Annotated in this window: 13 protein-coding genes; 7 read left to right on the forward strand and 6 right to left on the reverse strand. The window is 63.7% G+C overall.

Annotation, left to right across the window (positions count from 1 at the left end):
* Positions 1–53 precede the first annotated feature (53 nt).
* From SJI00_RS04865 to SJI00_RS04875, 3 genes are all read right to left on the reverse strand, one after another.
* Positions 54–731, reverse strand: a complete 678-nt coding sequence (locus SJI00_RS04865) for a response regulator transcription factor (protein WP_322460620.1) — start codon at positions 729–731, stop codon at positions 54–56.
* A gap of 72 nt (positions 732–803) precedes the next feature.
* Positions 804–1,103, reverse strand: coding sequence for a YciI family protein (locus SJI00_RS04870; protein WP_322460621.1), 300 nt, complete (start codon positions 1,101–1,103; stop codon positions 804–806).
* A gap of 1 nt (position 1,104) precedes the next feature.
* Positions 1,105–1,701: a septation protein A gene (locus SJI00_RS04875; protein ID WP_322460622.1), complete on the reverse strand. Its 597-nt coding sequence runs from the start codon at positions 1,699–1,701 to the stop codon at positions 1,105–1,107.
* A 67-nt stretch (positions 1,702–1,768) separates the two neighbouring features.
* Here SJI00_RS04875 and SJI00_RS04880 point away from each other — a divergent pair, with 67 nt between their 5' ends.
* The 5 genes from SJI00_RS04880 to rluB all read left to right on the forward strand — a co-directional run bounded on the left by SJI00_RS04880 (position 1,769) and on the right by rluB (position 6,590).
* Positions 1,769–2,626 (forward strand): PHP domain-containing protein, encoded by an 858-nt coding sequence (locus SJI00_RS04880; protein WP_322460623.1) that lies wholly within the window; start codon positions 1,769–1,771, stop codon positions 2,624–2,626.
* Between the two features lie 16 nt (positions 2,627–2,642).
* Positions 2,643–3,272, forward strand: a complete 630-nt coding sequence (locus SJI00_RS04885) for an L-threonylcarbamoyladenylate synthase (RefSeq protein WP_322460624.1) — start codon at positions 2,643–2,645, stop codon at positions 3,270–3,272.
* Positions 3,269–4,132, forward strand: coding sequence for a segregation and condensation protein A (locus SJI00_RS04890; RefSeq protein ID WP_491630663.1), 864 nt, complete (start codon positions 3,269–3,271; stop codon positions 4,130–4,132). Before SJI00_RS04885 ends, SJI00_RS04890 begins: the two co-directional genes overlap by 4 nt.
* The gene (scpB, locus tag SJI00_RS04895) at positions 4,119–4,979 is read left to right on the forward strand and encodes an SMC-Scp complex subunit ScpB (protein WP_416220997.1); all 861 of its coding nucleotides are present in this window, start codon (positions 4,119–4,121) and stop codon (positions 4,977–4,979) included. The genes SJI00_RS04890 and scpB overlap by 14 nt, the downstream gene beginning before the upstream one ends.
* 552 nt (positions 4,980–5,531) lie before the next feature.
* A complete protein-coding gene (gene rluB / locus SJI00_RS04900; RefSeq protein ID WP_322460625.1) occupies positions 5,532–6,590 on the forward strand; it encodes a 23S rRNA pseudouridine(2605) synthase RluB in 1,059 nt (352 codons plus the stop codon).
* 576 nt (positions 6,591–7,166) lie between these two features.
* On the opposite strand, the gene SJI00_RS04905 is transcribed toward rluB, so the two are convergent.
* Complete coding sequence (locus tag SJI00_RS04905; protein ID WP_322460626.1) at positions 7,167–7,445, reverse strand: hypothetical protein; 279 nt, start codon at positions 7,443–7,445, stop codon at positions 7,167–7,169.
* Here SJI00_RS04905 and SJI00_RS04910 point away from each other — a divergent pair.
* Positions 7,444–8,859: an amino acid permease gene (locus SJI00_RS04910; protein ID WP_322460627.1), complete on the forward strand. Its 1,416-nt coding sequence runs from the start codon at positions 7,444–7,446 to the stop codon at positions 8,857–8,859. The two genes, SJI00_RS04905 and SJI00_RS04910, sit on opposite strands and share 2 nt — an antisense overlap.
* Positions 8,860–8,917: 58 nt before the next feature.
* On the opposite strand, the gene SJI00_RS04915 is transcribed toward SJI00_RS04910, so the two are convergent.
* Positions 8,918–9,802 (reverse strand): LysR substrate-binding domain-containing protein, encoded by an 885-nt coding sequence (locus SJI00_RS04915; protein ID WP_322460628.1) that lies wholly within the window; start codon positions 9,800–9,802, stop codon positions 8,918–8,920.
* A gap of 183 nt (positions 9,803–9,985) precedes the next feature.
* Between SJI00_RS04915 and ydiJ the strand changes: the two genes are divergently transcribed.
* Positions 9,986–13,012, forward strand: coding sequence for a D-2-hydroxyglutarate dehydrogenase YdiJ (ydiJ, locus tag SJI00_RS04920; protein WP_322460629.1), 3,027 nt, complete (start codon positions 9,986–9,988; stop codon positions 13,010–13,012).
* Between the two features lie 148 nt (positions 13,013–13,160).
* Here the strand turns inward: ydiJ and kdsA are convergent, their stop codons facing one another.
* Complete coding sequence (gene kdsA, locus SJI00_RS04925) at positions 13,161–14,003, reverse strand: 3-deoxy-8-phosphooctulonate synthase (RefSeq protein WP_322460630.1); 843 nt, start codon at positions 14,001–14,003, stop codon at positions 13,161–13,163.
* Positions 14,004–14,269: the final 266 nt, after the last annotated feature.

Raw genomic sequence — 14,269 nt, forward strand, 5'->3', positions numbered from 1 at the left:
GGGGGTCGCCGCACGGCCGGTTCGGGTTAATCCGAGCGCACGCCACTTGCCCATCACAAACTGTAGTAATACCCCCGACTACGCAACGCCACCACGCGCGGGCGGCCGTCAGGATGCGGCCCGATCTTGCGCCGCAAATTGCTGACATGCATATCCAGACTCCGGTCATACAGCGTCAGCTTGCGCCCGAGTGCCAACTGCGCCAGTTCCTGCTTGTCGAGCGGCTCGCCAGGCTGGCGCAACAAGGCCTCGAGAATCCGACTCTCCGACAGCGTCAGGGTCATCTCCCGTTCATTGACACTGGCCACCCCGCGCACCGGGCTGAAGACCAGATCACCAATCTCCACCTGCGTCGGTGTCGCCGTGGGGTGGCTACGGCGCAACACCGCCCGCAACCGCGCCGTCAGTTCGCGCGGATCACAAGGCTTGGCCAGGTAATCATCGGCGCCCAGCTCCAGCCCGAGAATGCGGTCCAACGGCTCACCGCGCGCCGACAGCATCAGCACCGGCAGGTCGGTGTGCTCGGTACGCAGCTGCTTGAGCAGCTCCAGGCCACTGCCATCGGGCAGCATCACATCCAGCACCACCGCTGCCGGTGCCTGTTCGGCCAAGGCCTGGCGCGCGCTCTGGCCGTCGTGACAGGCGCGGACCACGAACCCTTCCTGGCTCAGCCAGCTGCCGAGCAACTCGCAGAGTTCCTGGTCATCATCAATCAGTAACAGCTCACTCATGGCTTACTCAACGCGAAACATGGATTGGAGCGGCGGGTGCCTGTGCAACAGACACGCGCGCCGCCCCAAAGGTCACGGCAATACCTGTTTGAACGGTTTGACCACGACCTGCCGGTAGACGCCAGCGGCGACATAGGGGTCAGCGTCGGCCCAGGCCTGGGCAGCGGCGAGGGAGTCGAATTCAGCCACGATCAAGCTGCCGGTGAAGCCTGCGGCGCCAGGATCGTTGCTGTCGATGGCCGGGTGTGGGCCGGCCAGCACGATACGCCCAGCGGTCTGCAACTGGTGCAGGCGTTCGAGGTGGGCCGGGCGAGCAGCCAGGCGTTTGTCCAGGGAATCTTCGGCGTCGCTGGCAATGATGGCGTAGAGCATGTCAGTCCTTGGGTTTGGTGGGAGGGGTGTCGCTGTCGTGCAGGTGGCGCGAGAGATAGATGCCCTGAGCGATCAGGAAAACCACGGTCATGCCCAGGCTGCCGAAGACTTTGAAGTCGACCCAGAAGTCTTCGAAGGTGAAGGCCACGTACAGGTTGGCCGCGCCACAGAACATGAAGAACACCACCCAGGCCATGTTCAGGCGCAGCCAGACGGGTTCGGGCAGGCTCATGGCGTGGCCCATGAAACGTTTGACCAGCACCTTGTCGCCGATGAAGTGGCTGCCCAGGAAGGCCAGCGCGAACAGCCAGTTCACCACCGGCGCTTTCCATTTGAGGAAGGTGACGCTGTGGAAGGCCAGGGTCAGGCCGCCGAACAGCAGGCAGGCGATCAGGGTAAGCCACTGGCCCTTTTCCAGCTTGCGCTGGCGGATGAACAACGCGCCGTAGACCACGACGGAGGCCGCGATGAGGACCTTGGTGGCGCTGTAGATGCCGCCGAGCTCGAAGTCATGCCCGGCCAGATCGACCATGCGCGGGTCGAGCTTGTAGACGATGAAGAACAGCAACAGCGGAATGAAATCGATGAATTGTTTCACGGTGGCAGCCAGAAGCGGGATGTGGCGGCATAATATCAAACATCGATTCCCGCGGAACGGCTCCTCTATGAATGTTGACCTGCACTGTCACAGCACGGCCTCCGATGGCGCTTTGTCGCCCTCGGTCCTGGTCGAGCGTGCCCATTCGCACGGGGTGCAGACCTTTGCCCTGACCGACCACGACACCCTCGACGGCCTGCCCGAAGCCCGTGAGCGCTGCCGCGCGCTGGGCATGCGCTGGATCAGCGGCGTAGAGCTGTCGTGCACCTGGAACGGCGCTACCATCCACATTCTGGGCTACGACTTTGCACTGGACGCCGCGCCCCTGCTGGCCGCCATCGAAAACCTGCACCGCGGCCGCTGGCTGCGCGCCGAAGAAATCGACCGGCGCCTGGCGCAAAAAGGCATGCCCGGCAGCCTTGACGGCGCCCGCGCCGTGCAACAGGCCCTGGGCGACAGCGGTAACGCCCCGGCGCGACCCCATTTTGCCGAATACCTGGTCCAGGCCGGGCTGGCCAAGGACCGTGGCGAGGCGTTTCGCAAATGGCTGGGCGCCGGCAAGCTGGGCGACGTCAAGCAGCACTGGCCCAGCCTTGAGGAAACTGTCGCCACCCTGCGCCAGTCCAACGCCTGGGTGAGCCTGGCGCACCCCATGCACTACGAGCTGACCCGCACCAAGCGCAGGCGCCTGATTGCCGACTATATTCAGGCAGGTGGGCAGGCGCTGGAAGTGGTCAACGGCATGATGCCCGCCGAGCAGGTGGGCACGATGTCCATCCTCACCCGTGAGTTCGGTCTGCTGGCAAGCGCTGGCAGTGATTTCCACGGCCCCGGCACCTGGGGCGAGATCGGTGCCTATCGGCCTTTGCCCGAGGACTTGCCACCGCTGTGGCGCCGATTCCGACATGAACAGCCTATTGCGTGATGCACAGGACAACGACGTGAGCCAATTTTTCCAGATTCACCCGCAAGACCCGCAGGCGCGCCTGATCAAACAGGCCGTGGACATCATCCGCAAAGGCGGTGTGGTGGTGTACCCCACCGACTCTGCCTACGCCCTGGGTTGCCAGATCGGCGACAAGAATGCCATCGAGCGTGTCCGCCGGCTGCGTCAGCTCGACAAGCACCACAACTTCACCTTGCTCTGCTGCGACCTGTCGCAGATGGGCCTGTTCGCCAAGATCGACACCGCGCAGTTCCGCCTGCTCAAGGCGCACATCCCCGGCCCCTACACCTTCATTCTCAATGCCACCCGCGAAGTGCCGCGCCTGCTGATGCACGACAAGCGCCGCACCATCGGCCTGCGCGTGCCGTCCAATCCCATCGTCAACGCGCTGACCGCCGAACTGGGCGAGCCGTTGATGAGCGTCAGCCTGATCCTGCCGGGCGACGCGGACCCCATGACCGACCCCTACGAGATCCGCCAGCGCCTGGAACATCACGTCGACCTGATCATCGACGGTGGCTACGGCGGCCTCGAAGCTTCGACCGTGATCGACCTGTCGGGCGATGAACCCGAACTGATCCGCGCAGGCTGCGGTGACCCAGCGCCGTTCCTGGCCAAGGCGTGAGCGTGCAGGAACACCCCACGGCGCCCATCGACGAGGCGCCGCTGCCGCTGCAGATGCAACTGGCGCTGGTCTACGGCGAAGCGCTGACCGAACTGCCGCTGGACCTGTACATCCCACCCGACGCCCTGGAAGTGTTCCTCGACGCCTTTGAAGGCCCGCTCGACCTGCTGCTGTACCTGATCCGCAAGCAGAACATCGACATCCTCGACATCCCGGTGGCCGACATCACCCGCCAGTACATGAGCTATGTGGAGCTGATGCAGCACGTGCGCCTGGAGCTGGCCGCCGAGTACCTGGTGATGGCCGCGATGCTGGCCGAGATCAAGTCGCGCATGCTGCTGCCACGCTCGGCCGAGATCGAAGCCGAAGAGGGCGACCCACGCGCCGAACTGATCCGCCGGCTGCAACAGTACGAACGGTTCAAGGCGGCCGCTGAAGACCTCGATCAGTTGCCCCGCAACGGCCGGGATTATCAGGTGCCGCGCCTCGAAGCGCCGCAGGCCAAGGCGCGCAAGGTGCTGGCGCAGGTGAGCCTGGAAGAGGTGTTGATGTCGATGGCCGAGGTCATGCGCCGCAACGATCTGTTCGAGAGCCACCAGGTGACTCGCGAGGTGCTGTCGACCCGCGAGCGCATGAGCCACGTACTGGACAGCCTGCGCGGTGGCGGCTTCGTGCCCTTCGTCGAGCTGTTCACCGCCGAGGAGGGCAAACTGGGCGTGGTGGTGACGTTCATGGCGATTCTCGAGCTGGTCAAGGAATCGTTGATCGAACTGGTGCAGAACGAACCCTTCGCGCCGATTCACGTGCGTGTCCGCAGTGCCCAAAGCCAAGAGTCCCTAGAGCCACATGAACCTGAATGACCCCCGTGACCTCGCGTCACTGATCGAAGCCTTTCTCCTGGCCTCGGGCAAACCGCAGACCCTCGAGCGGCTGTACGAGCTGTTTGAAGAGGGCGAACGCCCCGGCCCCTCGGTGTTCAAGAAGGCCCTGGCGGTGCTTGAGAAGTCCTGCGTCGAGCGCGCGTTCGAGCTCAAGGAAGTGGCCAGCGGCTACCGTTTGCAGATTCGCGCGCAGTACGCGCCCTGGGTCGGGCGGCTGTGGGAGGAACGCCCGCAGCGCTATTCGCGCGCCTTGCTGGAAACCCTGGCGCTGATTGCCTACCGCCAGCCCATCACCCGCGGCGAAATCGAAGACGTGCGCGGTGTGGCGGTGAACAGCAACATCGTGCGTACCTTGATCGAGCGCGAGTGGATCCGTGTGGTCGGCCACCGGGAAGTGCCTGGCCGCCCGGCGATGTTCGCCACCACCAAAGGCTTTCTTGACCACTTCAACCTCAAGAGCCTCGATCAGTTGCCAGCCTTGGCCGAGCTGCGGGATCTGGAGCCGGCGCCGCTGTTCGACGACCCCGATGACGCGCCGGTTCCTGCACACCTTCAAGCGTTGGCCGATGCCAGCTTGGGCGAAGGTGATGATGAAACCGAAGCGCCCAAGGAAGAAACCAGCTTCCGTACCCTGTTGGTGGAGTTGGATGCGATGGAGGAGGGGATCAAGACCGACTTCGACGATTTGCGGGAGCTGGCGGGTGCTGAAGTGGCGGCCTATGACACGATGGGTGACGAAACGGCCGGCGATGAGGCGGTGGATGAAAACGATGCGAAGGCCCAAATCCCTTTGACGGACAGGCCTTCGCCTTCCGATGTCGGCTAGTGCCCTACCTCCACACAGAGCGCGGCGGTCGTGCCGCAGCGACTTTGGTCGCGAAGGGCTGCGAAGCAGCACCAGTGGCTGCAATCGCGCTTTATCGGGCGGTAGGCCTGTACGGCTTTGCCGCCCTTCGCGACCGGCCGGAGCGCCGGACCGGCCGCTCCTGCAGACCCCTGTGAAACCAACAGGTCGTGTGTAGTCCTGCTAGAGCGGCCAAGCTGGCGCCGCGGTGAGCCGCGATGGCCGGCAAAGTCGGCCCACTGCGGCCACCTCGATGAATCAATAATCCGGTCCTTCAAGCGATCTGCGGTCGCGGGCTCAGCGCTGCCGTGCAGGCGCGCGCGGCGAGAGGCTGCGCGGCTTGATTGGCAGCCCTTTAGCTGTCGACGTCTCCCTGGCACTGCCAGCCACTGAACAGCACACCTGCCACAAGCCCCCGCAAGAAAAAATTCCGACAGACACCCCGTGCGTTCCTCCCACAATCCCCCTACAATGCGCGCCCCCTTGGCGCATCAGTCGCCATTCGATTGTCATGACCACACCGGGAGGTGCCCCATGAGCGACAACGACCTGCAAGAATCCCAACCCGTCCCGCCCTCTGGCGAAAAGCTGCAGAAAGTCCTGGCCCGTATCGGCGTGGGCTCGCGCCGCGACGTCGAAGCCTGGATTGGCGAAGGCCGCATCAAGGTCAACGGCAAGCCCGCCACCCTGGGCCAGCGCGTCGACCTGCACGATGCCATTGCCGTGGACGGCAAGCTGATCAAGCGCGAGGAAGCCGCCGAGGCGACCCGCCGCGTGATCATGTACAACAAGCCCGATGGCGAAATCTGCACCCGTGACGACCCTGAAGGCCGTCCCACCGTGTTTGACCGCCTGCCCAAGCCACGCGAAGGCCGCTGGATCAACATCGGTCGTCTGGACATCAACACCACCGGGCTGCTGCTGTTCACCACCGACGGTGAGCTGGCCAACCGGCTGATGCACCCGTCCTACGAAATGGACCGTGAATACGCCGTGCGTGTGCGTGGCGAAGTCGACGACGAGATGCTCGAGCGGCTCAAGGCCGGTGTGGTGCTCGAAGACGGCCCGGCCAAGTTCACCGACATCAAGAAAGCCCCCGGTGGCGAAGGTTTCAACCACTGGTACCACTGCGTGGTGATGGAAGGTCGCAACCGCGAAGTGCGGCGCTTGTGGGAATCCCAGGGCATGGTGGTCAGCCGCCTGAAGCGCGTGCGCTTCGGCCCGGTGTTCCTCAATTCCGACCTGCCGATGGGCCGCTGGCGCGAAATGAGCCAGGGCGAGATCGACATCCTGGCAGACGAAGTGGGCCTGCAGCCGGTCAAGTTGCCGACCTTGAACCTCAAGGCCAAGGAAAAGCTTGAGCGCCTGCAGCGCAAGTCGAGCCGTCCGATGGCCCGCAACGAGCGCGTGCGCAGCCTGCGCCCGGCGCAAGAGGCAGCGCCCGAGCGCGGGGCCCGCCCGGCTGGCAAAGACGCCCCGCGTAAAGATCGCGGCAGCGCCGTGGCCGAGCGCCCGAGCGAGATGCGCAAGCGTACCGGCAAGCCACAGACCGACAAGCCCGCTGGGCGTGGTCGCGGCAAGCCCCGCGACTGATCGCGCGTGGCCGCCTCTGACGCGAGGCGCGCCGATTGATCGAAACAAAGGGCCGCGCAATGCGGCCTTTTGCGTTTCCAGGCTCGCTGCCAGACGCCTCGATACTCGCTCATGCTGCGTTGAGAGCAGGGTCGAGATGCTGACGGATCACCGTAGGCTCGGGCGCGCCCCCGGCCTTGGCTCACCGGTTTTTACGCGGCCGCCATCGGCCTTGCCTGAGCGGGGTCTCAAGACCGTTCGCACAGATCCTTCGTTGTCCCGGGCGGTTGCCGCACAGGCGAGGGCTCTGGCGTGCGGCTTTGGAAGAGCTGAAGGGTATTTCTGATTCGTGCTGGAAACTATTTACACCAGCTTGTAAAAAAAACCTTACGGATTAGAGCGATTTTTCCTCAGCGTTTGGTTGAGTGCTCACGCCTGTAAATAAATCCTGCCAAATGCCTCTGCATGGTGATCGCCAGCCTCCGTTGCTGCCATTGCCGCAACGCCCCAGTCGCGTTGAACTGGTGCCATTGCCGTGTCCAATCACTCGTCGATTCGAGCAGATAAAACAACAATTGGAGGCGCTATGTACGCCCATCACTTCGCCTTGTCAGGCCATCCCTTCAGGATCGTTGCGCTTTTCTTACCGGAAAGTACGCGACGCGTTGACGTCTGCGCGTTCGCAGGGGTATACAGGGCGCCGCGTTTTATCTGTGACCCCTTCGCGCCTCGCGCAATTTTGCTGATTTCCAGCTGACCGCCCCGGCGGTGCTGCGTCCAGTAAATCAAGGTAACCACCTTGCCCATTCCGCTGCGCCACGAGCGCGGTGGGTCCGATTCCGTCACAGATAAAAACAAGCAGGTGACTCCGTTCATGAGTGGACACAACTCGCAGTCAGGCGAACTCAAGCGTGGCCTGAAAAACCGTCATATCCAATTGATCGCCCTCGGTGGCGCCATCGGTACCGGCCTGTTCCTCGGCTCGGCCGGGGTGATGAAGTCTGCCGGGCCGTCGATGATCCTTGGCTATGCCATCTGCGGCTTCATCGCCTTCATGATCATGCGCCAGCTCGGCGAGATGATCGTCGAAGAGCCCGTGGCTGGATCGTTCAGCCATTTCGCCCACACTTATTGGGGTGGTTTCGCAGGCTTTCTGTCGGGTTGGAACTGCTGGGTGCTGTACATCCTGGTCGGCATGTCCGAGCTGTCGGCGGTGGGCAAGTACGTGCACTACTGGTGGCCGGAAATTCCGACTTGGGTATCGGCCGCCGGCTTCTTCGTGCTGATCAACGCCATCAACCTGATGAACGTGAAAGTGTTCGGTGAAGCGGAGTTCTGGTTCGCCATCATCAAAGTGGTCGCCATCGTCGGCATGATCGCGCTAGGCGCCTGGCTGCTGACCAGCGGCAGCGGCGGCCCTGAGGCTACGGTGACCAACCTGTGGAGCCATGGCGGATTCTTCCCCAACGGCATCAGCGGGCTGGTGATGGCCCTGGCGATCATCATGTTCTCGTTCGGTGGCCTGGAAATGCTGGGTTTCACTGCCGCCGAGGCCGATCAGCCGCGCAAGGTCATCCCCAAAGCGATCAATCAGGTGATCTATCGCATCCTGATCTTCTATGTCGGTGCGCTGATCGTGCTGCTGTCGCTGACCCCATGGGACACGCTGGTCGCCAGCATCGATGCCTCCGGTGGCAGCTATGGCAGCAGCCCGTTCGTGCAGGTGTTCTCGCTGCTGGGCAGTGATGTCGCGGCGCACTTGCTGAACTTCGTGGTGCTCACTGCGGCGTTGTCGGTCTACAACAGCGGCACCTACTGCAACGCACGGATGCTGTATGGCATGGCCGAGCAGGGCGATGCGCCTGCGCGCCTGGCGAAGATCGACCGGCGCGGCGTGCCCGTGGCGGCGATTCTGGCCTCGGCGGCCTTTACCCTGATTGCCGTGTTGCTCAACTACTTCATGCCGCAACAGGCACTGGAGTTGCTGATGTCGCTGGTGGTGGCGGCGTTGGTGATCAACTGGGCGATGATCAGCTACTCGCACCTGAAATTCCGTCAGCACCTGGATCGCACCGGGCGCACGCCGCTGTTCAAGGCCCTGTGGTATCCGTACGGCAACTATCTGTGCCTGGCGTTCGTGCTGCTGATTCTGGGGATCATGCTGTTGATCCCGGGGATTCGTATTTCGGTGTATGCGATTCCGGTGTGGTTGCTGGTGATGTTCGGCTGTTACTGGTTGAAGTCGCGTCAAGCGCCAGGGCGAATCGAGCGGTCTTCCGTCAAGGGCTGAGGCTCGAAGGTGGGGGTCTTCGCTGGGTGCAGGCGCTAGCTGTGCACCCGAGCGCTTCTCACAACTGCGCCAACAACCACCCCCGAAACGCCCGCAGCGATGGCAAATTCTCGTTGCGCGGTGGGTAGATCAGGTAATAGCTGCGCTGGCTGGCAAACGGGACACCGGTGGTGCAAAGGTCGCCGCTGTCCAGCTCGTCCTGCACCAGCACCCGTGGGACCAGGCCAATGCCGATGCCGGCGCGCACCGCCTGGATCAAGTGCGAGGTAAGCTCGAAGCTTGGTCCCAGGCGCATGGTGCGGTGCGCCAGGTGCTGGTGGGAGAACCATTCGCCCCAGGCGTGGGGATTGTTGGCCACGTTCAGCAGCACCTGCTGACTGATCCGTTGCGGCGTCCATGGCTCAGCCTCGGCCAGCGCAGCGGGCGGCAGGATCACCACCAGCTCCTCGGCGTGAAGGCGATGGCAGACCAGCCCGGGCAGGTCGTGATGGGCCACGCCGATGGCGGCATCGATCTCGCTGGTGTCGAAATTGATCGCCTCGATTCGCGAGTGGATGTGCACGAGCATGCCAGGGTGGTCGGCATAGAACGTATTGAGTCGGGGGAGCAGCCATTTCGAGCCGAACGTGGGCAAGGTGGCCAGGCGCAGAGTGCCGACACCCGACTGGTGCGCCAGGGCCTGCAAGGTGGCGCTGCGGATGCGCCCCAACGCTTCGCTCAATTCGCGCTGGTACAGGCGCCCCACATCGGTCAACTGCACTTGCCGGCCCTCGCGACGAAACAGTGTCAGCCCCAGTTGCTGCTCCAGTGCCTGCACCTGGCGGCTGATCGCGCTCTGGGTCAGTGACAGCTCGACAGCGGCGCGGGTATAGCTTTCGTGCCGGGCAGCCGCCTCGAAGGCCAGCAGCAATGACATGGACGGCGTAAGGTGGCGGTAATTCATTCATAAAACTCATCGATAGCGGCAGGAATATCCGTTTGCCCTAGGCGCGAAACTACAGGAACATTGGCTTGCTCGTCATTCCATCACGCAGTACTCATGCGCAAATGACAATGATTCGCCACAGGGCATTGACCCGCCCGTGTCCCTCGACCGTGAACCGCTCTTATTAGAAGGCCATCCCCGATGATCGCCCCGTTACCCGCCCAAGCGCCCGCCGCGCACTACAGCACCTTCCTCGACGCCCTGCGCGGCAGTGGTTTTCGTGGCCAGATCAGCGCCGACTACGGCACCCGTACCGTGCTGGCCACCGACAACTCGATCTACCAACGCCTGCCGCAGGCCGCGGTGTTCCCGCTGGATGCCGAGGACGTCACGCGGGTCGCCACGCTGATGGCCGAAGAGCGCTTTCGTGACATTCGCCTCACCCCGCGTGGCGGCGGTACCGGCACCAATGGCCAGTCGCTGACCGACGGCATCCTCGTCGACCTGTCGCGGCACATGAACCACATCCTCGAAATCGACGTCGCGCAGCGCCGCGTGCGGGTCCAGGCCGGGGTGGTCAAGGACCAGCTCAACGCCGCGCTCAAGCCTCATGGGCTGTTTTTCGCCCCAGAGCTGTCGACCTCCAACCGCGCCACCCTCGGCGGCATGATCAACACCGACGCCAGCGGCCAAGGCAGTTGCACCTACGGCAAGACCCGCGACCACGTGTTGGCCCTGGACACTGTGCTGCTCGGCGGCCAGCGTCTGCACACCGGGCCCATCGATGACGCCGCGCTGGAGGCCGCCTGTGCGGCCCCCGGTCGCGCAGGCGAGGTGTACCGCGTGGCGCGCGACATCGAGCAGAACCAGGGCGAGCTGATCGAGCGCACCTTTCCCACGCTCAACCGCTGCCTGACCGGCTATGACCTTGCGCACCTGCGTGATGGGCAAGGCCGCTTCAACCTCAACAGCGTGCTGTGCGGCGCCGAGGGCTCGCTGGGCTATGTGGTCGAAGCCACCCTCAACGTGCTGCCGATCCCCAAGTACGCGGTGCTGGTCAATGTGCGCTATGCCAGCTTCATGGACGCGCTGCGCGATGCCAATGCGCTGATGGCGCACAAACCCCTGTCGATCGAGACCGTGGACTCCAAGGTGCTGCTGCTGGCGATGAAGGACATCGTCTGGCACAGCGTGGCCGAATACTTCCCCGAGCACCCCGAGCGGCCGACGCTGGGCATCAACCTGGTGGAGTTCTGCGGCGATGACGCTGCCGAGGTCAACGCGCGGGTGGCGGCGTTTGTCGCGCACCTGCAACGCGATACCCGTGTCGAGCGCCTGGGCCATACCCTGGCCGAAGGTGCCGAGGCGGTCACCCGCGTGTATGTGATGCGCAAGCGTTCGGTGGGCCTGCTCGGTAACGTCGAAGGCGAGGTACGCCCACAGCCCTTCGTCGAAGACACCGCCGTGCCGCCCGAGCGGCTGGCCGACTACATTGCCGAGTTCCGCGCGCTGCTCGACAGCCATGGCCTGGCCTATGGCATGTTCGGCCACGTCGATGCCGGCGTACTGCACGTACGCCCGGCGCTGGACATGAAAGACCCGGCCCAGGCCGCGCTGGTCAAGCCCATTTCCGACGCCGTGGCTGCGCTGACCAAGCGCTATGGCGGGCTGCTCTGGGGCGAGCACGGCAAGGGCCTGCGGTCGGAATACGTGCCCGAATACTTCGGCGAGCTGTACCCGTCGTTGCAGCGGCTCAAAGCTGCGTTCGACCCCCACAACCAGCTCAACCCCGGCAAGATCTGCACCCCACTGAACAGCCTCGACGCGCTGACCAAAGTCGATGGCGTGACCCTGCGCGGCGATCTGGACCGCAGCATCGATGAGCGTGTGTGGCAGAGCTTTTCCAGCGCCGTGCACTGCAATGGCAACGGCGCCTGCTACAACTACGACCCCAACGACGCCATGTGTCCGTCGTGGAAAGCCACTCGCGAGCGTCGCCACTCGCCCAAAGGCCGCGCCTCGCTGATTCGCGAATGGCTGCGCCTGCAAGGTGCGGCGAACATCGATGTGCTGGCGGTCAGCCGAGGCAAGCTGGCCTGGCTCACAGGCTTGCCCAAGCGCCTGCGCAACAGCTGGGCACAGCGTCAGGGCCAAGCCGACTTTTCCCACGAGGTGTATGACGCCATGGCCGGCTGCCTGGCGTGCAAATCCTGCGCGGGGCAGTGCCCGATCAAGGTCAATGTGCCGGACTTCCGCTCGCGTTTCCTTGAGCTGTACCACGGCCGCTACCAGCGCCCGCTGCGCGATTATCTGATCGGCTCGCTGGAATTCAGTGTGCCGTACCTGGCCCACGCGCCGGGGCTGTACAACGCGGTGATGGGGTCGAAGTGGATCAGCCGTCTGCTGCAAAGCGGCGTGGGTATGGTCGACAGCCCGCTGCTCAGCCGCTTCAACTTCCAGGCCACGCTGAGCCGTTGCCGAGTGGCTGTGGCCAGTGTGCCGGCCTTGCGCGAACTGACCCCGGCGCAGCGTGCGCGCAGCATCGTGCTGGTTCAGGACGCCTTCACCCGTTACTTCGAGACCCCGCTGTTGGCGTCGTTCATCGAACTGGCCACGCGCCTGGGCTACCGCGTCTTCCTCGCACCCTACAGTGCCAACGGCAAGCCGTTGCACGTGCAAGGGTTCCTTGGCGCCTTCGCCAAGGCCGCCGTGCGCAATGCCACGCAGTTGAAGGCACTGGCCGACTGCGACGTGCCGCTGGTGGGGCTGGACCCGGCAATGACCCTGGTCTATCGCCAGGAGTACACCAAGGTGCCGGGCCTGGAGAACTGCCCCACCGTGTTGCTACCCCAGGAATGGCTGGTGCAGGCGCTGCCCGAACAGGCCGTCACGCACGCCGGTCACTTCCGCTTGATGGCGCACTGCACGGAAAAGACCAACGTTCCGGCCAGTACCCGCCAGTGGGAACAGGTGTTCACGCGACTGGGCCTGCGTTTGGTGACTGAAGCCACCGGCTGCTGCGGCATGTCCGGCACCTATGGCCACGAAGCGCGCAACCAGCAGACCTCGCACGCCATCTTCGAGCAGTCTTGGGCGCCGAACCTGGAGAAGGAAGGCGAGGCCTTGGCGACCGGCTATTCGTGCCGCAGCCAGGTGAAGCGGATGAGCCACAAGCAACTGCGCCATCCGTTGGAAGTGGTGTTGCAGTATGCGGGACGGGAGGGCTGAGGCGCAGGGCGCGCTTGCCGGCTAGCGGCGTGGCCGCGTTGGCAGCCGGGCCTGCGTTGCACCACGGCGTTGCGTCAAGGGCCGATCGCTCGGCCCTGCAACATGCTCGATGAACGTTTCAAGCTTCACGCCCGCGGCGGGTGGCGCATCAATCGATCGCTAGCGGTTGCAGCGACTTCACCAAATCATCCAGCGCCTTGATCTGCGCCAGGAATGGCTCCAGCTTGTCCAGCGGCAACGCGCTCGGCCCATCGCATTTCGCCTGATCCGGGTTCGGATGCGCTTCCAGGAACAGCCCCGCCAACCCAACGGCCATACCTGCGCGGGCAAGATCCACCACCTGCTCGCGACGACCACCGGAGGCAGCGCCGGACGGATCGCGGTTCTGCAATGCGTGGGTAACGTCGAAGATGATCGGCAGGTTATTGCAGGTGCGCTTCATGACGCCGAAGCCGAGCATGTCGACCACCAGATTGTCGTAGCCCATGCAGGTCCCGCGGTCGCACAAGATCAGCTGGTCGTTACCGGCTTCCTTGAACTTCTGCACGATGTTCTGCATCTGCGACGGGCTGAGGAACTGCGGCTTCTTGATGTTGATGGGTTTGCCGGTTTTGGCCAGCGCCACCACCAGATCGGTTTGCCGAGCCAGGAAAGCCGGCAACTGCAGCACGTCCGCGACTTCTGCGACCGGTGCAGCCTGATGGATTTCGTGGATGTCAGTAATGATCGGAACGCCGAACTCGGCTTTCACCTTTTCGAAAATGCGCAGGCCTTCTTCCAGGCCTGGGCCTCGGTAGGAGTGGATCGACGAGCGGTTGGCTTTATCGAAGCTCGCCTTGAACACGTAGGGAATGCCGAGTTTCTCGGTGACGCGCACGTATTCTGCGCACGCCGTCAGGGCGAGTGACTCGGACTCGAGTACGTTGATGCCGCCGAACAGAACGAAGGGTGCGGTGTTCGAGCAGTCGATGTGTGGGGCGATCTTGATCATGGTGGGCTCTGTGCTGAAGCGTGTGAGACGGGTGGCCAGTGCGTGATTATCCATGCAATGGCGCGGTGTCCGCCGGCTTGGTCGGGATTTTACAAGTATTTACTGCGACCGGTTAACTTTCCATGTGGCGGTATGCACTGATCTCCATCTTGAAGTGAGGATCGAAGGCTTGAGCTGCAATTGTCAGATAGACGTCTTTCGCGCTATTGCACGTGCTGCGTGCTGCAATTCTGAAGTCGTCAATCGCTGCCAGCTCTTTGACTCGT

Origin of the sequence: Pseudomonas gebzensis (assembly GCF_034427815.1) — a bacterium.
Classification (GTDB): domain Bacteria; phylum Pseudomonadota; class Gammaproteobacteria; order Pseudomonadales; family Pseudomonadaceae; genus Aquipseudomonas.

Coding starts and splice junctions, on each gene's coding strand:
- SJI00_RS04905 (WP_322460626.1), bottom strand. CDS start 7,445: ATGAACGGAGTCACCTGCTTGTTTTTATCTGTGACGGAATCGGACCCA.
- SJI00_RS04910 (WP_322460627.1), top strand. CDS start 7,444: ATGAGTGGACACAACTCGCAGTCAGGCGAACTCAAGCGTGGCCTGAAA.
- scpB (WP_416220997.1), top strand. CDS start 4,119: ATGAACCTGAATGACCCCCGTGACCTCGCGTCACTGATCGAAGCCTTT.
- SJI00_RS04870 (WP_322460621.1), bottom strand. CDS start 1,103: ATGCTCTACGCCATCATTGCCAGCGACGCCGAAGATTCCCTGGACAAA.
- kdsA (WP_322460630.1), bottom strand. CDS start 14,003: ATGATCAAGATCGCCCCACACATCGACTGCTCGAACACCGCACCCTTC.
- SJI00_RS04865 (WP_322460620.1), bottom strand. CDS start 731: ATGAGTGAGCTGTTACTGATTGATGATGACCAGGAACTCTGCGAGTTG.
- rluB (WP_322460625.1), top strand. CDS start 5,532: ATGAGCGACAACGACCTGCAAGAATCCCAACCCGTCCCGCCCTCTGGC.
- ydiJ (WP_322460629.1), top strand. CDS start 9,986: ATGATCGCCCCGTTACCCGCCCAAGCGCCCGCCGCGCACTACAGCACC.
- SJI00_RS04880 (WP_322460623.1), top strand. CDS start 1,769: ATGAATGTTGACCTGCACTGTCACAGCACGGCCTCCGATGGCGCTTTG.
- SJI00_RS04915 (WP_322460628.1), bottom strand. CDS start 9,802: ATGAATTACCGCCACCTTACGCCGTCCATGTCATTGCTGCTGGCCTTC.